Origin of the sequence: Pseudorhodoferax sp. Leaf267, assembly GCF_001422405.1 — a bacterium.
GTDB lineage: Bacteria > Pseudomonadota > Gammaproteobacteria > Burkholderiales > Burkholderiaceae_C > Pseudorhodoferax.
Window position 1 is genome coordinate 58,431 of sequence record NZ_LMMV01000022.1, and the last position, 20,133, is coordinate 78,563.

The following is a 20,133-nucleotide window of genomic DNA, read 5'->3' on the forward strand; positions in this document are numbered from 1 at the left end:
CTTTCACGGACACCACCATGCTTTTCACCCCATCACGGCGCCGCTGGGCGCAGGCCCTGGGCGCGCTCGCGCTCGCTTTCTCTTTCGGCAGTGCGCAGGCTGCGCCCGAGGTCATCCGCATCGGCGTGGCCACGGCCGGCGGTGGTGACCCGGTCACCTGGGGCGGCTCGCCCGGCGGCGTGGCGCGCGTGAACCAGTGGCTCGAGCAGGAGTTCAAGGCCTCTAACATCAAGATCGAGTGGCTGTTCTTCAAGGGCGCCGGCCCGGCGGTGAACGAGGCGCTGTCGAACAAGCAGATCGACTTCGCCTACCAGGGCGACCTGCCCTCGCTGGTGGGCCGCGCCAACGGGCTGGACACCAAGCTGTTGCTGGCCAGCGGCACGCGCAACAACCTGTACGTGGTGGTGCCGCCCACCTCCGACATCCAGTCCATCAAGGACCTGAAGGACCGCAAGGTCTCGATCTTCCGCGGGACGAACGGCCATCTGGTGGCCATCAACGTGCTGGCGGCCAACGGCCTGACGGAACGCGACATCAAGGGCGTGAACCTGGACACCGGCAGCTCGCAGGCGGCGCTGGTCTCCAGCGGTGTGGATGCGGCGTTCGGAGGATCGGAGTGGTTCAAGGTGCGCGACCAGGGCCTGGCCAAGGTGATCTATTCGACGCAGGGGCAGGACCCGGCGTTCACGCGCCAGGCCGCGCTGCTGGTGCACGGCGCGTTCGAGAAGAACCACCCGGCCGAGGTGCAGCGCGTGGTCGACGTGTTCGTGCGCGCCGCGCACTGGGCGTCCGACGAGAAGAACCGCGAGGCGCTGTTCGGCATTTGGGCCAAGAGCGGCACGCCCGTGGCGTCGTACCAGGCCGAGTTCGACAAGCAGTCGCTGGCCGAGCGCAACTCGCCGCTGCTCGACGGCTTCATCCGCGCGCGCTACAAGGCCGTGGTCGATGATGCGCTCAAGCTCAAGCTGATCCGGCGCAGCGTGACGGTGGACGATTGGCTGGAGCCCAAGTACCTGAACGCGGCTTTGAAGAAGCAGGGGTTGGAGAACCACTGGACGCCGTACGACGCCAAGGGCAAGCCGGTGGACCGGCAATCGGTGGCGGCGCGCTGAAACCATGAACCACCCCCCAAGCGGCTTCGCCGCTCCCCCCTCTGCTGCGCGAGGGTGGCGCACCCAGCGGCCTGGCAGAGCCAGTTCCGCGGGTGCCCTGGCGTGGCGCTTCCTTCGCAGTCCGTCGTCGCTGGCGTCGCTCAGCGATGCGCTGCTGCCCTGGCTGCTGCCCGCCGCCTTACTCGCCCTGTGGTTTACGGGCGCCGACCAGGGCTGGATCTCGCCCCAGGTGCTGCCGCCGCCGCAATTCGTCTGGGAGACCTTGCGCGACCTGGCCCCCAGCGGCGAGCTGTGGCTGAACGTCAGCGCCAGCCTGCAGCGCGTGGTGGTGGGCTTTGCCATCGGCGCGTTGCTGGGCCTGGCGCTGGGCGCGGCCATGGGCCTGTCGCGCACGGTCGAGGCCTACCTGCTGCCCAGCTTCAACGCGCTGGTGCAGATCCCGGTGCTGGGCTGGCTGCCCTTCGTGCTGCTCTTGGTCGGCATCGGCGAGCCGCTCAAGTACATCCTGATCGCCAAGGCCGCGCTGGTGCCCGTGGCGCTGAACACCTTGCAGGGCTTTCGGCAGACGCCGGTGGCACTGCGCGAGGTGGGCCGCGTCTACGGCTTCACGCCGCGCCAGCAGGTGCTGGACATCGTGCTGCCGCATGCCCTGCCCACGCTGTTCACGGGCCTGCGGCTGGGCTTCACCAAGGCCTGGCTGTCGCTGGTGGTGGTGGAGCTGGTGGCGTCCAGCGAGGGGCTGGGCTACCTGATCGTGTACGGCCGGCAGTTGTTCCAGCTCGACCTGGTGATGGCGGCGGTGATCGTCGTGGGTGCCATCGGCTATGCGATCGATCGGGGGCTGGACCGCTTCGAGCGCTGGGCCAGGCGTAGCCAGCCTGGAGTGGCGGTATGAGTACGGACCGCGCTGAACTCGGCACGCTGCAGCCGCTGCGCCCCCAATCGGCGGGCCGCTGGCGCGGCCTGGTGCTGCCCATTGCCTTCATCGCGCTGTGGTGGCTGTCCGCGCGCTACGAGATCGTGAACTCGGCGCTGCTGGTCTCGCCCACCAAGGTGCTGGCCACGGCCTGGGAGCAGATCGAAACGGGCCGGCTGCTTCGCGCCGTTTCCGCCAGCCTGGCGCGCGAGGCCACGGGCTTTTTGATCGGCACCACCGCCGGCCTGGTGCTGGGCGCGCTGCTGGGCCTGTCGCCGCTGTTCAACCGCATCGTCGGCCCGAGCTTCAACACCTTCAAGCAGATCTCGCTGTTCGCGTGGATCCCGCTGATCTCGGTGTGGTTCGGGCTGGGCGACGTGGCCAAGGTGGTGTTCCTGTCGCTGGCCGCGCTGGTGCCGGTGGTGGTCAACACTTGCGACGGCATCCGCACCACGCCGCCGGCGCTGCTGGAAGTGGCGCGCGTGTACGGCTACACGCGCTGGCAGACCATCACGCAGGTGGTGCTGCCGGCTGCCCTGCCCGCCATCTTCACGGGCGTGTACCTGGCGCTGATCTATTCCTGGCTGGCCACCATCGGCGCCGAGTACCTGCTGGTGGCAGGGCGCGGCATCGGCAACACCCTGGTCGAGGGCAGCGAACACTTCCGCATGGACCTCGTGATCTTCGGCATGGTGGTGATCGGGCTGGTCGGCTGGCTCATGAATGCATCGGCCCGCGCATTGGAACGACGCCTGTCCCGCTGGACCGGCCGCTGAAACCTCAAGGACATCCGTGAACGACATCGCAACCCCCACCAACGAACTCCACATCCGCCACCTGGCCAAGCGCTACGCGAGCACGCAGGCGCAGGGCGGCGAGCTGCAGGTGCTGCAGGACATCGACCTGCATGTGCCTTCTGGCCAGTTCCTCAGCATCGTGGGCGCCAGCGGCTGCGGCAAGTCCACGCTGCTGCGGCTGGTGCTGGGCCTGGACGACCAGTACGAAGGCCGCATCGAGCTGGACGGAAAGTCCATCGCCGGCACCGGCCCCGAGCGCGGCATCGTGTTCCAGGACCACCGGCTGTTCCCCTGGCTCAACGTGGAGCAGAACATCGCGGTCGGCCTGCGCAATGCGCCGATCACCGCCGCCGAGAAGCGCGAACGCGTGGCCGAACATGTGGCACTGGTCGGGCTGGAGGGCTTCGAAAAGTCGTGGCCGCACCAGATCTCCGGCGGCATGGCGCAGCGCGTGGCGATCGCGCGCGGCCTGGTGAACCGGCCGCGCGTGCTGCTGCTGGATGAGCCCTTCGGCGCGCTCGACGCGCTCACGCGCTCGCGGCTGCAGAACGAGCTGCAGCGCATCTGGCAGAAGGAGCGCATCACCATGCTGCTGGTCACGCACGACGTGGAGGAGGCCGTGTTCCTGGGCGACCGCGTGGTTGTGATGCAGCCCAACCCGGGCCGCATCCGCCGCATCGTCGACGTCGGCCTGCCGCACCCGCGCAGCCGCAGCGACCCGCGCTTCATCGCGCTGCGCGACGACGTGCTGGGCGACTTTCTGGACCTGCCGGCCAACCCGGTGCTGGCGCCCAGGCGCTGGCCGGAAGGCGCCGGCACGGCAGGCGGGCTGCGCCTGGCCTGGTAAGGCCTACTGGCGCTGCACCAGCGGATGCCGGGCAAAGAGGTCGGCCGACCAGTCCACGAAGGCGCGCACCTTGGCGCTGAGGTGCCGGTTCGGCGGGTAGACCACGTGCACGGGCACGGTGGGCCCTTGCCAGTCCGGCAGCAGCCGCACCAGCGCGCCGCTGTCGATGTAAGGCTGGGCATCGAAGCTGGCCGTCTGCGCGACGCCCAGGCCGGCCAGCAGCGCGGTCACATGCGCGTTGCTCTCGTTCAGCGCGAGCTGGTAGCGGCCCTCGACCGCGATGTGCTCGCCATCGCGCCAGAAGTGGTGGCCGAACTGCCGGCCGCTGCGCGCCGAGAAAAAGTTGATCGTGCGGTGGCCCTGGTCCAGGTCGCGCGGGTGCGCCGGCATGCCGTGGCGCGCGATGTAGGCCGGCGCGGCCACGGTGACGAAGCCCAGAGTGCCGATGCGGCGTGCTACCAGCGACTGCTCGGTCAGCTCGCCGCCGCGCACCACGCAGTCGATGTTGTCGCTGATCAGGTCCACCGGCTTGTCGCCCACGCCCAGGTCGAGCTGGATGTCGGGGTAGCGCGCGTAGAAGGTGTGCAGCGCCGGGATCACGATGCGCTGCGCCACCGAGGCGCCGATGTCCACGCGCAGCCGGCCCTTGGGGTTGGCCTGCGCGTTGCTGACGCTGGCCTCGATGTCGTCCAGGTCGTTCAGCAGGCGGATGGTGCGCTCGTAGTAGGCCGCGCCGTCCGGCGTCACGGTGACCAGGCGCGTCGTGCGGTTCAGCAGCTTCACGCGCAGCCGCGCCTCCAGGTGCTGGATCTGCTTGGTCACCGTGGCCTTGGGGGCGTCGAGCGACTCGGCGGCCTTCGTGAAGCTGCCCGCCTCGACGACGCGGGCGAACATCCGCATGGACTGGAGCTGGTCCATCACTTTCCTTGTGGCGTGGGTTGCATCGTGCGGTGAGTTGTACGCGCGCGACCGGGGGCGGCGCAAGGGCGCATGCGTGTGCACGTCATCAGGCCTGAGGATCAGCGGCCCGGTGGACCGTTGCCCCTCAGCGCTCCAGTGGGCGACCGGCCTCGGCCCACGCGTCGACGCCGCCCAGCAGTGGCAGCACGCGCTTGAAGCCCTTGCGCCGCAGCCTGGTCGCCACCTGCACGGCCGAGGCCTCGTTCGGGCAGGCGCAGTAGACGACGACGAGGGTGTCGCGCGCCATGGTGTCGAACACGGGCGGCAGGGCCTGGCCCTGCATTTGCAGTGCGCCGGGAATGCGGTCATGTGGCAGGGCCGAGGCCGTCTGCACGTCCAGCAGCACCGTGGGCTCGCCCTGGTCGATGCGCCCGGCCAGGTCGGCCACGGTGATGCGCTCGCCGCGCAGCTGCACCTGGAACTGGTGGCGCTGCCACCATTTGGCCGCGACGAAGGCCGCCAGCGCCACGAGCAGCAGCGCCAGCCCGAAGCGGCCGAGCTCGGCCACGGTGCCCAGCGCCGTCTCGATGGCCGACGCGAACACCCAGCCCAGCGCCAGCCCCACACCCAGCCACAGCGCCGCGCCGATCGCATCGAACAGCAGGAAGCTGCCGCGCGGGATGCGCAAGGCGCCCGACAGCGCCGTGGCCACCGAGGCGAAGCCGGGCACGAACTTGGCCACCATCAGCGAGGGCGGGCCGCAGCGCGTGAAGATGGACTCGGTCTGGCGCACGCAGGAATCCGGCGTCAGCGAGATCGTGCACAACAGGCGCAGCACGCGCCGGCCCAGGCGCTGGCCGGCCCAGTACCACAGGTGGTCGGCCAGCAGCGTGGCCAGCATGGCAAGCCCGAACAGCGGCGCCAGCGACATCTGGCCGCGCGCAGCCAGCGCACCGGCCACGACCAGCACCGGGTAGACCGGAATGGGCGCGCCGAGCTGCTGCACGAGCACGACGCCGAACACGAAGGCCGGGCCGTACTGGGTGAGGGTGGCGAGCAGGAGGTCCAAGGTGAGTGGGGGGCGCGAGGGCGGGCCAGTGTAGGCAGGATCGGCCAGGAGCGTGCGCCGGCCGGCCTGTCTGGTGGATGCGGCCCTTTCCTGCGCCGCAGGCGAGCGCCGCGTCGCAGGCTGCTGGCCTTCAGCATGGCAAGCCTGTGCTGCGCCCAGTGGTGGCGTGCGCGAGCGCGCTACAACTGCAGGCAGATCCCTACCAGCCCCAGCAGCACCAGGCCCAGCCCCCAGCGCTCGGCCGGCCGCAGCTTCTCGCGAAAGATCTTGCGCGACACGAGGTAGCTGAAGAACACCTCGATCAAGCCGAGCGTGCGCACGTCGGCCGCCGGCCGGATGGCCATGGCCGTGAACCAGCCGATGGACGCCGCCGCGCCCATCATGCCGGCCACCACCGACAGCCGCCACACGCGCGCGATCGTGGCCAGCGCGGCCGGGTCGCGCCACAGCAGCCAGCCGCCCAGCAGCAGGCTCTGCACGGTCTGCGCCCACAGCACGCCCCAGCCGCCCAGCAGCCAGGGCGATACGCCGGGCATGGTGAGCGAAGCGCCGCGAAAGCCCACGGCCGACATGGCAAAGCAGGCGCCGGATGCCAGGCCGTACAGCACGGCGCGGTTCATGGGCGCGGGGCCGGCCGTGGCCGCGGGCCGGGCCGGCAGCGACAGCAGCACCACGCCCAGGGTGGCGACCAGCATCGCGCCGGCGGCCAGCCAGGTGGGCACCTCATGCAGGAACAGCGTGGAGAACAGCGCGACCTGCAGCACCTCGGTCTTGGAGAACGCCACGCCGACGATGAAGTTGCGCTGCTGCATGGCCATCAACAGGAAGGCCGTGGCCGACAGCTGCGCCACGGCGCCCACCACGACCCAGGCCGCGTAGCCCAGGTGGAAGGCCGGCATGCCGCCGCCGGCCATGCCCTGCACGGCGATCACCCAGAGCAGCGCGAACGGCAGGCCGTACAGGAAGCGGGCCAGCGTGGCGCCCAGCGTGCCGGCCTGGCTGGTCAGGCTGCGCTGGGCCGCGTTGCGCACCGTCTGCGCGAAGGCGGCCCACAGCGTGATGGGGATCCAGGCCCAGGCGGCCAGGGTGGGGAGTTCCATGGGATGCGTGCGCGGCGTGGGGGAGCCGGGGAGGGTAGCGCAGCGCGCTCGGCGCGCGCCTCTCGATTGGCGATGGCCCCCATCGCTTGAAGTCGGCCGCGGCGCCCTCAAGTTCTGCCGGACGCACGCACCGCCGACCATGTTCACCCTGTCCCAGCTCCTGTTCGGCGCCATCGTGGCGGGAGCCGGCGTGGCCGTGCTGGCGATTGCGCTGTGGCCCTGGCTGCAGTCGCTGCGCCGCGGCCGGCTGCGGCGCCAGCCGTTCCCGGCCGCGTGGCGGCGCATCTTGCAACGCCATGTGCCGCAGGTGCGCCAGTTGCCGGCCGACCTGCAACTGCAGCTCAAGCAACTGATGCAGGTGTTCATCGCCGAGAAGCCCTTCATCGGCTGCAACGGCCTGGTGGTCACCGAGGCCATGCGCGTCGTGGTGGCGGCCCAGGCCTGCCTGCTGCTGCTGAACCGGCCGACCGACCACTTCGGCAACCTGCGCCAGGTGCTGCTGTACCCCGGCGCCTTCGTGGTCGACCGCGTGCACACGGGCGCGGGCGGCGTGCTGCGCGACGAGCGCCAGGCTTTGTCCGGCGAGTCGTGGTCGCAGGGCCAGGTGATCCTGTCCTGGGACGACGTGCTGGCCGGCGCGGCCGACCCGGCGGACGGCCGCAACGTGGTGGTGCACGAGTTCGCGCACCAGCTGGACCAGGCCGACGGCCAGGCCAACGGCGCGCCGCCGCTGGCGCGCGGGCATGACGCGGCACGCTGGGCGCGTGTGATGCGCGATGAGTTCGCGCTGCTGGAACGGCAACTGGCCCATGGCGAAGACAACCTGCTGGGCGCCTACGCGGCCACCAACCCGGCCGAGTTCTTCGCCGTGGCCTCCGAGGTGTTCTTCGAGCGGGGCCCGTCGCTGGCCGCCGCGCGCCCGGCGCTTTATGCCGAGCTGGCGGGCTTCTACAAGGTCGATCCGACGAGCTGGTGATCGTCGCCGGCCGTGGGCTCGGCGGCCGGCTCGCTCTGCTGCAGCGCCCACATCTGCGCATAGCGCCCGCTCCGCGCCAGCAGCTGGCCGTGCGTGCCGCGCTCGACGATGCGGCCCGCGTCCATCACCAGGATCTCGTGCGCATCGACCACGGTGGACAGCCGGTGCGCGATGACCAGCGTGGTGCGCCCGCGCGCCACCGACTGCAGCTCGGCCTGGATGGCGCGCTCGTTGGCCGAGTCCAGCGCCGAGGTGGCCTCGTCGAAGATCAGGATGGGCGGGTTCTTGAGCAGCGTGCGTGCAATCGCCACACGCTGCTTCTCGCCGCCCGAGAGCTTGAGCCCGCGCTCGCCCACCATGGTCTGGTAGCCCAGCGGCATGGCGGCGATGAAGCCGTGGATGTGGGCTGAGCGCGCCGCGGCCTCGATCTCGGCTTGCGTGGCGCCCGGGTGGCCGTAGCCGATGTTGTAGGCGATGGTGTCGTTGAACAGCACCGTGTCCTGCGGCACGATGCCGATCGCCTGGCGCACGCTGGCCTGCGTCACGGCGCGGATCTCCTGGCCGCCGATGGCAATCGTGCCGGCCTGCACGTCGTAGAAGCGGAACAGCAGCCGCGCCAGCGTGCTCTTGCCCGAGCCCGAGGGGCCGACCACGGCGACCGTCCTGCCCTCGGGAATGTCGAAGCTCACGCCGTGCAGGATGGGGCGCGCGCGCTCGTAGGAAAAGTCCACGTTGTCGAAGCGGATGGCGCTGCCGCGCGCCGGATCAAGTGCGCGCGCGCCGGGCGCGTCGGCGATCTCGCGCTCGCGCTCCATCAGCGTGAACATCTTGTCCAGGTCGGTCAGGTTCTGCTTGATCTCGCGGTAGATCACGCCCAGGAAGTTCAGCGGGATGTAGAGCTGGATCATGAAGGCGTTGACCATCACCAGATCGCCCAGCGTCATGCGCCCGTCCACCACGCCCTGCGTGGCGCGCCACAGCATGGCGACGAGCGCCACGGCGATGATGAGCTGCTGGCCGGTGTTCAGCATCGACAGCGTGGTCTGGCTCTTCAGGCGCGCGCGGCGCAGGCGGTCCAGGCTCTCGTCGTAGCGGCCGGCCTCGTAGCGCTCGTTGTTGAAGTACTTGACGGTCTCGTAGTTCAGCAGCGAATCGATGGCTCGCGTGTGGGCCGTGGAATCCAGCTCGTTCACCTGCTTGCGGAACTTGGTGCGCCACTCGGTCACGACCACCGTGAAGGTGATGTACAGCGCCAGCGCGGCCAGCGTGATCCAGGCGAACCAGATGTCGAACTTGACGGCCAGGATGGACAGCACCAGCGTCACCTCGACCAGCGTGGGCACGATGCTGTAGAGCGAATACGAGATCAGCGACTCGATGCCACGCACGCCGCGCTCGATGTCGCGCGTCATGCCGCCGGTCTGGCGCTCCAGGTGAAAGCGCAGCGACAGCGCGTGCAGGTGCTCGAAGGTCTGCAGCGCGATCGTGCGCGCCGTGCCCTGCGTGGCCTTGGCGAACACCAGGTCGCGCAGCTCGGCGAACAGCGAGGTCGACAGCCGCAACAGCGCATAGGCCAGCAGCAGGCCGGCCGGCACCACCAGCACGGCGGCCGGGTCACCCGGCTTGATCGTCATGGCGTCGATCAGGTTCTTGAGCAGCACCGGCACGCCCACGTTGGCGACCTTGGCGCCCACCATGAAGGTCAGCGCGAACGCGACGCGCCACTTGTACTGCCACAAATAGGGCAGCAGGCGCTTGAGCGTGCCGAGATCGGAGCGGCCGGCCGGCGCCGGTGGGGCGTTGGCGGTCGCATGGGGGGAGGGGGCGGGTTCTGCTGCGGGGCGCATGGCGGACAATCCTGACGGTCGTTGTTGTTTTCTTCTTCTACGGAGATTGTCCCGGATGTCCACCGAATCAAGCGCCCCTGTGCAGTTGCCCTCCGACATGGAACTGGTACTCAAGGTCATTCCGATGCCGGGGGACACCAACGGCAACGGCGACATCTTCGGCGGCTGGGTCATGGCCCAGGTCGACCTGGCCGGCGGTGTGCTGCCGGCGCGGCTCATCGTCGGCAAGTTCGCCACCGTGGCCGTCAACGAATTCATCTTCAAGCAGCCCGTGCGCGTGGGCGACCTGCTGTCGTTCTTCGCGTCCATCACGCGCGTGGGCAACACGTCGGTCACGGTGGAGGTCGAGGTCTACGCCGAGCGGCGCCACAGCGTCCAGCGCTACGTGAAGGTCACCGAGGCCCGGCTGACCTACGTGGCCATCGGCGAGGACGGCCGGCCGCGGCCGATCAACCCGGCCGTGCAGACGGCTTGAGCATGGCCGACGACATCAGCACGCTGCGCCGCGTCCTGCACCAGCACCGGCGCGTGGCCATCGTGGGCCTGTCGGCCGAATGGCACCGGCCCAGCTTCTTCGTCGCCAAATATCTGCTGCAGCACGGCTACCAGGTGTTCCCGGTGAACCCACGCTACGCGGGCAGTGAGATCCTGGGCCAGCCCTGCGTGGCCAGCCTGGACGATCTGCGAGAGCCGGTGGACATGGTGGACGTGTTCCGCCGCACCGAGGACGTGCTGCCGATCGCGCGGCAGGCGGTGGCCATCGGCGCCAGGTGCCTGTGGCAGCAGATCGGCGTGGTGAACCACGAAGCCGCGCAGCTGGTGGAGCAGGCCGGGCTGGACAGCGTGATGGACCGCTGCGTGAAGATCGAGCACGCGCGGCTGTTCGGCGGCTTGAACTGGGCGGGTGTGAACACTGGCGTGATCTCGGCCAAACGTCCCGTGGTGTCCTGACATGGCGGATCGCAAGTTCCAACCCGAGACGCTGGCCATCCACGCCGGCCAGATCCCCGACGCGGCCACCGGCGCGCGTGCGCTGCCGATCTACCAGACCACGAGCTTCGTGTTCGACAGCGCCGACCATGCGGCCAGCCTGTTCAACCTGCAGACCTTCGGCAACGTCTACTCGCGGCTCAGCAATCCGACCGTTGCCGCGCTCGAAGAGCGCGTGGCGGCACTCGAGGGCGGCCGCGCAGCCGTGGCCAGTGCCTCCGGCATGGCGGCCGAGGCCATGGCGCTCATGACCATCCTGCAGGCCGGCGACCACGTCGTGGCGGCCGGCGCGCTGTACGGCGGCACGGTGACCATGCTGGCCGTGAACCTGAAGAAGTTCGGCATCGAGACCAGTTTCGTCGACGCCAACGACCCCGATGCCTTCGCCGCCGCGATGCGGCCCAACACGCGCGCCGTGTTCGCCGAAAGCCTGGGCAACCCCAGCCTCGCGGTGCTGGACATCGCCGCCATCGCCGACGTGGCCCATGCCCACGGCGTGCCGCTGGTCGTGGACAACACCGTACCCAGCCCCTACCTGTGCCAGCCGTTGGCGCTCGGCGCCGACATCGTCGTGCACTCGGCCACCAAGTACCTGGCCGGCCACGGCACGACGCTGGGCGGCGTGATCGTGGAAAGCGGCAAGCCCAACGGCGGACGGCCCACGGGCCAGTTCGCCTGGAACAACGGCAAGTTCCCGGGCATGACCGAGCCCTCGCCGGGCTACCACGGCGTGAAGTTCCACGAGACCTTCGGCGACTTCGCGTTCACGATGCGCGCGCATGGAGACGCTGCGCGTCTACGGCGCCGCCCTGTCGCCCATGTCGGCCTGGCAGATCCTGCAAGGCGTGGAGACGCTGCCGTTGCGCATGGAGCGGCACTGCAGCAACGCGCTCAAGGTCGCGCAGTTCCTGCAGCAGCATCCGCGCGTGGGCTGGGTCAACTACCCGGGCCTGCCGGACCACCCGCAGCATGCCCTGGTCCAGCGCCAGATGCGCGGTGCGTCCGGCCTGCTGGCCTTCGGCGTCAAGGGCGGCGTGGCGGCCGGCGTGCGCTTCATCGAGTCGGTGCAGTTCCTGAGCCACCTGGCCAACATCGGCGACACGCGTACGCTTGTCATTCACCCGGCCAGCACGACGCACCGCCAGCTGGAGCCGGACCAGCAGCTCGCCGCTGGCGTCAAGCCCGACATGGTGCGGCTTTCGGTCGGGCTGGAGCACATCGACGACATCCTGTGGGACCTGGACCAGGCCTTGCACGCATCGGGAGACATCGCATGAACATCTACGAACAGCACCTGGACAAGAACGCCGCCAACCACGTGGCCCTGTCGCCTGTCAGCTTCGTCGAGCGCACGGCCGAGGTCTTCGGCGACCTGCCTGCCGTCATCCACGGCGCGCGCCGCTACAGCTGGGCCCAGGTGCATGAGCGTTCGCGCCGCCTGGCCGCGGCCCTGCGTGCAGCCGGCGTGCAGCGCGGCAGCACGGTCAGCGTGATGCTGCCCAACACGCCCGAGATGGTGGAGGCGCACTACGCCGTGCCGGCGCTCAACGCGGTGCTCAACACGCTCAACACGCGGCTGGATGCCGAGCTGCTGGCCTGGCAGATGCACCACTGCGAAGCGCAGGTGCTGATCACCGACACCGAATTCGCGCCGGTCATGGCCCAGGCGCTGGCGCTGCTCGAGGACCGGCACGGCCGCACGCCGCTGGTCATCGACGTGGCCGACAGCGAACACCCTGGCGAACACCGGCGCCTGGGCGCGCACGACTACGAGGCCTGGCTGGCCGCGCACGCGCCGCTGGCGCGCCTGGACGGCCCGCAGGACGAGTGGGACGCCATCGCCGTGAGCTACACCAGCGGCACGACGGGCGACCCCAAGGGCGTGGTGACGCACCACCGCGGCGCCTACCTGAACGCCGTCAGCAACGTGGTCACGTGGACCATGCCGCAGTTCCCGCGCTACCTGTGGACGCTGCCGATGTTCCATTGCAACGGCTGGTGCTTCCCATGGACGGTGGCGCTGCAGGCAGGCGTGCATGTGTGCCTGCGCCGCGTGGACGCGCCGGCCATCCTGGCGGCCATGCGCGCGCACGGCGTCACGCACTACTGCGCCGCGCCCATCGTGCACAGCCTGATCATCAATGCCGACCCGGCCCTGCGCGACGGCGTGGCCGGCGTGCGCGGCATGGTGGCGGGCGCCTCCCCGCCGGCCGCGATGATCGAGGGCATGGCGCAGATCGGCTTCGACATCACCCATGTCTACGGCCTGACCGAGGTCTATGGCCCGGCCGGTGTCGCGGCCAGGCGCGTCGATTGGGCCGCAGCCGACATCGGCGAGCAGGCCCGGCTGAACGGCCGCCAGGGCGTGCGCTACGCGCTGCAGGAAGGCATGGCCGTGATGGACCCCGCCACCATGGCCGAGGTGCCGGCCGATGGCCAGACCATGGGCGAGATCATGTTCCGCGGCAACATCGTGATGCGGGGCTACCTGAAGAATCCGGCCAGCACGGCCAGTGCGTTCGCAGGCGGCTGGTTCCACACCGGCGACCTGGCCGTGCTGGAGCCCGACCGCTACGCCCGCATCAAGGACCGCAGCAAGGACATCATCATCAGTGGCGGCGAAAACATCAGCTCCATCGAGGTCGAGGACGTCCTGTACCGCCACCCGGCCGTGATGGCCTGCGCCGTGGTCGCCAGGCCCGATGCGAAGTGGGGCGAGGCGCCGGTGGCCTATGTCGAGACCAAGGCTGGCGCCCAGGTGACGGCGCAGGAGCTGGTGGCGCACTGCAAGGCCCATCTGGCCGGCTACAAGGTGCCGCGCGACGTGCGCTTCGAGGCCATTCCCAAGACGTCCACCGGCAAGATCCAGAAGTTCGAGCTGCGCCAGCGGGCCAAGGGCTAGCCGTCGGCGGTCCGCTCCATGCGGATCGCATCGAATGGGCAGGCGACGAAGCACAGCGCGCAGCCCGTGCAGCCCGCGCGGTCGTGCAGCACCGCGCTCTTGGGGCCCCAGCGCTGGGCGCCCGGCACCGCGAGCGACAGCACATGCGGCGGGCAGGCGCCCACGCAGCGGCCGCAGCCGGTGCAGCGGTCCGGCGCAATGGCGGGCAGGGCTTTGGGCGCAACGGCGGGCATGGCGGCATTGTGGTGGCAGACTGCGCAGCTTCGCCGGAGACGACCATGACCGAACCCCACGCGCCGCTCGTGCTGCGCAGCCAGAATGCCCAGGGCGTCCGCACCCTGACGCTGAACCGCCCCGATGCCTTCAACGCGCTGAGCGAAGCCATGCTGGCTGCGTTGCAGGCGGAACTGGATGCCGCCGCCGCCGACGCCGATCTGCGCGTGCTCGTGATCACCGCGGCCGGCAAGGCCTTCTGCGCCGGCCACGACCTGAAGGAGATGCGCGCCGAGCCTTCGCTGGCCTACTACCAGCGGCTGTTCGCCCAGTGCACGAAGCTGATGCTGGCGATCCAGAAGCTGCCGGTGCCCGTGGTCGCCCAGGTGCAGGGCATCGCGACGGCGGCCGGCTGCCAGCTCGTGGCCATGTGCGACCTGGCCGTGGCGTCCAGCGACGCGCGCTTCGCCGTCAGCGGGGTCAACCTGGGCCTGTTCTGCGCCACGCCCGGCGTGGCCCTGTCGCGCAACCTGCCGCGCAAGGCGGCATTCGAGATGCTGGTCACGGGGGACTTCATCAGCGCGCAGGAAGCCAGGGACAAGGGCCTGGTCAACCGCGTGGCAGAGCCCGACGCGCTGGCCACGGCCGTGGCCGCGCTGGCCGCCAGCATCGTGGCCAAGCCGGCGGTCGCGCTTGCCATGGGCAAGGCCCTGTTCTACCGGCAGCTGGAGGTGGGCATTGCCGCGGCCTACCAGGACGCAGGCCAGACCATGGCTTGCAACATGATGGATGCGGCCGCGCTCGATGGCGTGCAGGCCTTCATCGACAAGCGCAAGCCGCGCGGCTGATGCCGGCGCCGTGCGCGCCAGGCACGGCAGGCTATCCTCGCCCGATCATGAAAGACGAGACGATGGCATCCCAAGAGACCGATCTGCTGGGCCGTGAATGGACGGCGCTGCACCGCGACTGTGAACTCCAGGAGCGCAGCGCACTGTGGATCAAGCTGGGCGCCGTCGCCCTGAGCGTGGTGGCGCTGGCCCTGGCGTTCGACACCGTGCTGACCCTGCTGCTGCTGGCCGTGCTGTGGCTGCAGGAAGCGATCGTGCGCACGGGCCAGTCGCGCCTGAACGCGCGGCTGCTGAACATCGAGACGCTGCTGCGCGCGCCGCTGCCTGGCGCGGGCCAGGCCTGCCAGCTGTATTCGGAGTGGGCCGCCAGCCGGCCGGGCCACCTGGGGCTGATCGGCGAGTACCTAGGCAATGCGCTGCGGCCCACGGTGGCCTTCCCGTACGCCGTGCTGCTGGTGCTGCTCTGGACGGTCAGCGCGACGGCATGAACGCCCCCTGCGCTCGCCCATAATGCCGCGATGGAAACCAAGTGGCTGGAAGACTTCGTCAGCTTGGCCGAGACGCGCAGCTTCAGCCGCTCGGCCCAGCTGCGGCACGTGACCCAACCGGCGTTCTCACGCCGCATCCAGGCGCTGGAAGCCTGGGCCGGGACCGATCTGGTCGACCGCAGCTCCTACCCTACGCGCCTGACGCCGGCCGGCGAGACGCTGTATGCGCAGTCGCTGGAGATGCTGCAGGCCCTGCAGAGCACGCGCGCAATGCTGCGCGGCCACAACTCGGCGGGCCAGGACGTGATCGAGTTTGCCGTGCCGCACACGCTGGCCTTCACGTTCTTCCCGGCCTGGGTCACCAGCCTGCGCGAGAAGTTCGGGCCCATGAAGAGCCGGCTCATCGCCTTGAATGTGCACGACGCCGTGATGCGCCTGGTCGAAGGCAGCTGCGATCTGCTGATCGCCTACCACCACAGCTCGCAGCCGTTCCAGCTGGCGGCCAGCCGCTATGACATGGTGAGCCTGGGCCGTGAGGTCATGTCGCCCTACGTGAAGGCCGACGCCGACGGCGCGCCGCTGTACCAGTTGCCGGGCCGGCCGGGCCAACTGCTGCCCTACCTGGGCTATGCGCCGGGCGCCTACATGGGCCAGATGGTGGACATGCTGCTCAAGCAGTCGCCCACGCCCATCCACCTGGACCGGGTCTACGAGACCGACATGTCCGAAGGGCTCAAGGCGATGGCGCTCGAAGGCCACGGCATCGCGTTCCTGCCCTACAGCGCGGTCAAGAAGGAGCTGCGCAGCCGCCGGCTCGTCAGCGCCGCACCGGCCGGTATGCAGGGCGTGGAAATGACGCTGGACGTGCGCGCCTACCGCGAGAAGCCCTCTGGGCATGCCAGCCCCAAGCGTTCGGCCGAGGCCCTGTGGGCCTACTTGACCGATCCGAAGACCACGCGCCAGGCAGGTGCGGATGCCGAGGCTTGAGGCTATTCATTTTCTGCATATCAGCTCAGCCAATCGGCATTGGCGCATACGCGGGCACGACCTTTACAGTCCGCTCCGCTGCAATCACCGTGGTCTGGGCAAGGGTTTGGCATACAAACTGCTTGCTGGCTCGCCGTGCAGCTCGGATCAGGCCATTTCCGATTCCCCACGAAGGTTGTCGGGCTGCATGGAGTCGACGGTTGTCACGCCGGTGCCATATTCTTTCTGCACCGGCATGGGGCATTCGGGTATTTCCGCTGACTCCGTGTTCCTTGTTTCAGGTTAGATTCCCGCTCGGTTTTCACTAGGAGAGTATTGAATGAAGAAGCACATCCTCGCCCTCGTTTGCGCCATGGTCGCGACCGGCAGCGCACTTGCGCAGAGCAATGACACTTTGGCGAAGATCAAGGCCAGCGGCAACATCAGCCTCGGCGTGCGCGACTCGTCTGCGCTGTCGTACACGCTGGGCAACGGCAAGTACGTCGGTTTCCATACCGAGATGGGTGAGCGCATCGTGGCCGACCTGAGCAAGGCCGCCGGCAAGGAGATCAAGATCACCTACTCGCCGGTCACCTCGCAGAACCGCATCCCGCTCGTGCAGAACGGCACGGTCGACCTGGAATGCGGCTCCACCACCAACAACGCCACGCGCCAGAAGGACGTCGCCTTCGCGATGACTACGTATGTGGAGGAAGTGCGCATCCTGACCAAGGCCAGTTCCGGCATCAACAGCATCAAGGATCTGAACGGCAAGACGGTCGCAACCACGACGGGCACCACTTCAGTGCAGACGCTGCGCAAGAGCGAACGCGCCGGCGGCATCGACTTCAAGGAGATCATGGGCAAGGACCACGCCGACAGCTTCCTGCTGCTGGAGTCCGGCCGTGCCGATGCCTTCGTGATGGACGGCTCCATCCTGGCCGCCAACGCCTCCAAGTCGCGCAACGCGGCCGACTACAAGATGGTCGGCGACGTGCTGTCGGTCGAGCCGATCGCCTGCATGATGCGCAAGGACGACCCCGCGTTCAAGAAGGCCGTGGACGACAGCATCAAACGCCAGATCGCCGATGGTTCGCTGGCCAAGCTGTACGACAAGTGGTTCATGCAGCCGATCCCGCCGACCAATACCAAGATCGGCCTGCCGATGTCCGACGCCACCAAGGCCGCCTGGGCCAACCCGAACGACAAGCCCATGGAAGAGTACGTGAAGAAGTGATGCGCGCCTAGCGCATGAGACGCCCGCCCCCGAAGGGGAGCGGGCGTTTCTTTATCGCAACCCTAGAGCAACGACGACGAAGACGAGGAGTTCCCGATGGGAAATTGGGATTGGCAAGTGTTTCTGCAGGATCCGGGCGGCAAGGATCCGACCTATTGGCAATGGATGATGTCGGCGTGGGGCTGGACGGTCTCGGTCGCCCTGTCGGCGCTGGTCGTCGCCCTGGTCGTGGGGTCGCTGGTCGGCGTGCTGCGCACGCTGCCCAACAGCCCGGGCTGGGTGCGGTTCGGCAATGCCTGGGTCGAGCTGTTCCGCAACATCCCGCTGCTGGTCCAGATCTTCCTGTGGTACCACGTGGTTCCCGCCCTGTTCACGGTGATGCGTGGCGTGCCGCCCTTCGTCCTGGTGGTGCTGGCGCTGGGCTTCTTCACCTCGGCGCGGATCGCCGAGCAGTTGCGGGCCGGCATCCAGGCGCTGCCGCGCGGCCAGCGCTACGCGGGCATGGCGGTCGGCTTCACGACCTGGCAGTACTACCGCTACGTGATCCTGCCCATGGCCTACCGCATGATCCTGCCGCCGCTGACCAGCGAGTCGATGAACATCTTCAAGAACTCGTCCGTGGCCTTCGCCGTGTCCATCGCCGAACTCACGCAGTTCGCGATGCAGGCCGGCGAGGAGACGGCCCGCCCCGTCGAGATGTACGCCGGCGTGACGCTACTCTACGTCATCTCGGCCCTGACGATCAACCGCATCATGACCTTCATCGAGAAGCGTGTGCGCGTGCCGGGCTTCGTGGCTTCTGGCGGCACGGGAGGCCACTGACATGATGAATCTCGACTTCGGCTTCTACAACTGGGCCGTCATCACTGACTTCGTGCTGAAGGGCTTTTACTTCAGCGTGTTCCTGACCGTGGTGGCCACGCTGGGTGGCATCTTCTTCGGCACGCTGCTGGCGCTGATGCGCCTGTCGGGCAAGAAATGGCTGGACGCGCCGGCCGCTTTCTATGTCAACGGCATGCGCAGCATCCCGCTGGTCATGATGATCCTGTGGTTCTTCCTGCTGGTGCCGTTCCTGATCGGGCGGCCCATCGGCGCGGAGACCTCGGCCATCATCACCTTCATTGCGTTCGAGGCTGCCTACTTCAGCGAGATCATGCGCGCCGGCATCCAGTCCATCCCTCGCGGCCAGGTCTTCGCGGGCCAGGCGGTCGGCATGACCTACGGGCAGAACATGCGCCTGGTGGTGCTGCCGCAGGCCTTCCGCAACATGCTGCCGGTGTTGCTCACGCAGACCATCATCCTGTTCCAGGACACGTCGCTGGTCTATGCCATCGGCGCGTACGACATGCTCAAGGGCTTCGAGACGGCGGGCAAGAATTTCGGACGCCCGATCGAGTCCTACCTGCTGGCGGCCGTGGTCTATTTCGTGCTGTGCTACGCGCTGTCCTACGGCGTCAAGCAGCTGCACAAGAAGATCGCCATCATCCGCTGACCCATTAGCCGCCATACGCAATCGACAGGAGAATCCCTCATGGCAGAACGAATGATTGAAATGAAGGACGTGTCCAAGTGGTACGGCCCCGTCCAGGTGCTGAACAACTGCAACGTCAGCATCGACAAGGGCGACGTGGTCGTGGTCTGCGGGCCGTCGGGCTCGGGCAAGTCCACGCTGATCAAGACCGTCAACGCGCTGGAGCCGATCCAGAAGGGCACGATCACCGTCAACGGCATCGGCGTGAACGATCCCAAGACCGACCTGCCCAAGCTGCGCTCCAAGGTCGGCATGGTGTTCCAGCACTTCGAGCTGTTCCCGCACCTGTCGGTGACCGAGAACCTGACCATCGCGCAGATCAAGGTGCTGGGCCGCAGTGCCGACGAGGCCAAGACCCGCGGTTTGAAGATGCTGGACCGCGTGGGCCTCATGGCGCACAAGGACAAGTTCCCGGGCCAGCTGTCGGGCGGTCAGCAGCAGCGCGTGGCAATTGCCCGCGCGCTGTCGATGGACCCGATGGTGATGTTGTTCGACGAGCCCACCTCGGCGCTGGACCCGGAAATGGTCGGCGAGGTGCTGGACGTGATGGTCAGCCTGGCCAAGGAAGGCATGACCATGATGTGCGTGACGCACGAAATGGGCTTTGCGCGCAAGGTGGCGAGCCGCGTGATCTTCATCGACGTCGGGGGCCGCATCCTGGAAGACTGCTCCAAGGACGAGTTCTTCGGCCACCCCGAGAACCGCCAGCCGCGGACCAAAGATTTCCTGAACAAGATCCTGCAGCACTGATCCCATGGCCCTGGCCGCGTTCCTCAGCACCATGCACGCGCCTGCCCGCTCGGCGGCAGGCGTGGCGCTGCTGCGCGCGCGCCCGGTGCAGCGGCTGCGCGCGGGCCGAAAGCCCGCCGCACCCTCTTGAGCCCGGCGAACCTTCCTTCCTCTCTTCGCCACATCGGATCGCCGGGCTCCCACCCGGCGTTTTCGTTTGTGCCAGGAGTGTGAAATGAATGTTCTGTCCCCCACCAATGCCGTCCGTACCTTGAACGAACTGGACCATGTGCGCATCGCCAAGCTGGTCGATGCCGGCGACGCGGCCCATGCGCAGGTGCAAAGCCTGCTCGACAACGCCGACCTGCTGGCGCCGGCCGAGATGCCGGCCGATGTCGTCACCATGCGCTCGCGCGTGCGCGTGGCCGAGCTGACGGGCGCCGACCCGCGCGAGATCGTGCTGTCGTATCCGGCCGAGGCCGATGCCGCGCAGGGCCATGTCTCTGTGCTCTCGCCGGTCGGCACGGGCCTCTTGGGCATGAAGGCCGGCGAGGTGGCCGAGTGGACACTGCCCGACGGCCGCGCGGCTGCGCTGCGCGTGCAGGCCGTCGTGTTCCAGCCCGAGGCCAGCGGCGACTACCTGCGCTGAGAGTTGCATGCAGGCA

The 20,133-nt window shown here is 68.6% G+C and carries 21 protein-coding genes and 1 pseudogene; 17 read left to right on the forward strand and 5 right to left on the reverse strand.

Translation table 11 applies throughout. The annotated features are described in order from the left end of the window. The first annotated feature begins 17 nt into the window (after nt 1–17). From ASF43_RS20115 to ASF43_RS20130, 4 genes are read left to right on the forward strand one after another with little or no spacing between them, the layout of a single operon-like run. Nucleotides 18–1,112 carry an ABC transporter substrate-binding protein gene (locus ASF43_RS20115; protein ID WP_056185671.1) on the forward strand — a complete coding sequence of 365 codons (1,095 nt, stop codon included), beginning with the start codon at nt 18–20 and terminating at the stop codon, nt 1,110–1,112. Between the two features lie 4 nt (nt 1,113–1,116). Further along, a complete protein-coding gene (locus ASF43_RS20120) occupies nt 1,117–2,007 on the forward strand; it encodes an ABC transporter permease (RefSeq protein ID WP_082498027.1) in 891 nt (296 codons plus the stop codon). Then, nucleotides 2,004–2,804 (forward strand): ABC transporter permease, encoded by an 801-nt coding sequence (locus ASF43_RS20125; protein WP_056184730.1) that lies wholly within the window; start codon nt 2,004–2,006, stop codon nt 2,802–2,804. Before ASF43_RS20120 ends, ASF43_RS20125 begins: the two co-directional genes overlap by 4 nt. Before the next feature lie 25 nt (nt 2,805–2,829). After that, nucleotides 2,830–3,672 carry an ABC transporter ATP-binding protein gene (locus ASF43_RS20130; RefSeq protein ID WP_056185677.1) on the forward strand — a complete coding sequence of 281 codons (843 nt, stop codon included), beginning with the start codon at nt 2,830–2,832 and terminating at the stop codon, nt 3,670–3,672. 3 nt (nt 3,673–3,675) lie between these two features. On the opposite strand, the gene ASF43_RS20135 is transcribed toward ASF43_RS20130, so the two are convergent. The 3 genes from ASF43_RS20135 to ASF43_RS20145 form a co-directional block, all read right to left on the reverse strand. Then, nucleotides 3,676–4,590 (reverse strand): LysR family transcriptional regulator, encoded by a 915-nt coding sequence (locus ASF43_RS20135; protein ID WP_056184732.1) that lies wholly within the window; start codon nt 4,588–4,590, stop codon nt 3,676–3,678. 127 nt (nt 4,591–4,717) lie between these two features. After that, nucleotides 4,718–5,641 (reverse strand): VTT domain-containing protein, encoded by a 924-nt coding sequence (locus tag ASF43_RS20140; RefSeq protein WP_056184734.1) that lies wholly within the window; start codon nt 5,639–5,641, stop codon nt 4,718–4,720. A gap of 179 nt (nt 5,642–5,820) precedes the next feature. Beyond that, nucleotides 5,821–6,741 carry a hypothetical protein gene (locus ASF43_RS20145; protein ID WP_056184736.1) on the reverse strand — a complete coding sequence of 307 codons (921 nt, stop codon included), beginning with the start codon at nt 6,739–6,741 and terminating at the stop codon, nt 5,821–5,823. A 139-nt stretch (nt 6,742–6,880) separates the two neighbouring features. Between ASF43_RS20145 and ASF43_RS20150 the strand changes: the two genes are divergently transcribed. After that, nucleotides 6,881–7,717 (forward strand): zinc-dependent peptidase, encoded by an 837-nt coding sequence (locus ASF43_RS20150; protein ID WP_056184738.1) that lies wholly within the window; start codon nt 6,881–6,883, stop codon nt 7,715–7,717. On the opposite strand, the gene ASF43_RS20155 is transcribed toward ASF43_RS20150, so the two are convergent. Next, on the reverse strand, nt 7,690–9,564 hold the full coding sequence (locus ASF43_RS20155) for an ABC transporter ATP-binding protein/permease (protein WP_056184740.1): 1,875 nt from the start codon (nt 9,562–9,564) through the stop codon (nt 7,690–7,692). The genes ASF43_RS20150 and ASF43_RS20155 overlap by 28 nt on opposite strands. Before the next feature lie 55 nt (nt 9,565–9,619). Here ASF43_RS20155 and ASF43_RS20160 point away from each other — a divergent pair, with 55 nt between their 5' ends. From ASF43_RS20160 to ASF43_RS20175, 4 genes and pseudogenes are all read left to right on the forward strand, one after another. After that, nucleotides 9,620–10,039 carry an acyl-CoA thioesterase gene (locus ASF43_RS20160; RefSeq protein WP_056184743.1) on the forward strand — a complete coding sequence of 140 codons (420 nt, stop codon included), beginning with the start codon at nt 9,620–9,622 and terminating at the stop codon, nt 10,037–10,039. A gap of 2 nt (nt 10,040–10,041) precedes the next feature. After that, nucleotides 10,042–10,515: a CoA-binding protein gene (locus ASF43_RS20165; protein ID WP_056184744.1), complete on the forward strand. Its 474-nt coding sequence runs from the start codon at nt 10,042–10,044 to the stop codon at nt 10,513–10,515. A gap of 1 nt (nt 10,516) precedes the next feature. Next, nucleotides 10,517–11,831 (forward strand): annotated as a pseudogene (locus tag ASF43_RS20170) (O-acetylhomoserine aminocarboxypropyltransferase/cysteine synthase family protein). Then, on the forward strand, nt 11,828–13,456 hold the full coding sequence (locus ASF43_RS20175) for an acyl-CoA synthetase (RefSeq protein ID WP_056184746.1): 1,629 nt from the start codon (nt 11,828–11,830) through the stop codon (nt 13,454–13,456). The pseudogene ASF43_RS20170 and the gene ASF43_RS20175 overlap by 4 nt, the downstream one beginning before the upstream one ends. On the opposite strand, the gene ASF43_RS20180 is transcribed toward ASF43_RS20175, so the two are convergent. Further along, nucleotides 13,453–13,689 (reverse strand): ATP-binding protein, encoded by a 237-nt coding sequence (locus ASF43_RS20180; protein ID WP_056184748.1) that lies wholly within the window; start codon nt 13,687–13,689, stop codon nt 13,453–13,455. The genes ASF43_RS20175 and ASF43_RS20180 overlap by 4 nt on opposite strands. A 45-nt stretch (nt 13,690–13,734) precedes the next feature. Between ASF43_RS20180 and ASF43_RS20185 the strand changes: the two genes are divergently transcribed. From ASF43_RS20185 to rnk, 8 genes are all read left to right on the forward strand, one after another. Then, the gene (locus ASF43_RS20185) at nt 13,735–14,517 is read left to right on the forward strand and encodes an enoyl-CoA hydratase (RefSeq protein ID WP_056185679.1); all 783 of its coding nucleotides are present in this window, start codon (nt 13,735–13,737) and stop codon (nt 14,515–14,517) included. Nucleotides 14,518–14,579: 62 nt separating this feature from the next. Further along, nucleotides 14,580–15,005 carry a hypothetical protein gene (locus ASF43_RS20190; protein ID WP_056184750.1) on the forward strand — a complete coding sequence of 142 codons (426 nt, stop codon included), beginning with the start codon at nt 14,580–14,582 and terminating at the stop codon, nt 15,003–15,005. A 30-nt stretch (nt 15,006–15,035) separates the two neighbouring features. After that, on the forward strand, nt 15,036–15,992 hold the full coding sequence (locus ASF43_RS20195; RefSeq protein WP_056184752.1) for a LysR family transcriptional regulator: 957 nt from the start codon (nt 15,036–15,038) through the stop codon (nt 15,990–15,992). 319 nt (nt 15,993–16,311) lie between these two features. Beyond that, entirely contained in the window at nt 16,312–17,208 is an 897-nt protein-coding gene (locus ASF43_RS20200; RefSeq protein ID WP_056184754.1) for an amino acid ABC transporter substrate-binding protein, read from the forward strand. A 96-nt stretch (nt 17,209–17,304) separates the two neighbouring features. Continuing rightward, nucleotides 17,305–18,030 carry an amino acid ABC transporter permease gene (locus tag ASF43_RS20205; RefSeq protein WP_056184757.1) on the forward strand — a complete coding sequence of 242 codons (726 nt, stop codon included), beginning with the start codon at nt 17,305–17,307 and terminating at the stop codon, nt 18,028–18,030. A gap of 1 nt (nt 18,031) precedes the next feature. Then, nucleotides 18,032–18,700, forward strand: coding sequence for an amino acid ABC transporter permease (locus ASF43_RS20210; RefSeq protein WP_200932578.1), 669 nt, complete (start codon nt 18,032–18,034; stop codon nt 18,698–18,700). Between the two features lie 51 nt (nt 18,701–18,751). Continuing rightward, a complete protein-coding gene (locus ASF43_RS20215) occupies nt 18,752–19,489 on the forward strand; it encodes an amino acid ABC transporter ATP-binding protein (RefSeq protein WP_056184758.1) in 738 nt (245 codons plus the stop codon). A gap of 214 nt (nt 19,490–19,703) precedes the next feature. Continuing rightward, nucleotides 19,704–20,117, forward strand: a complete 414-nt coding sequence (gene rnk / locus ASF43_RS20220) for a nucleoside diphosphate kinase regulator (protein WP_082498029.1) — start codon at nt 19,704–19,706, stop codon at nt 20,115–20,117. Nucleotides 20,118–20,133 lie beyond the last annotated feature (16 nt).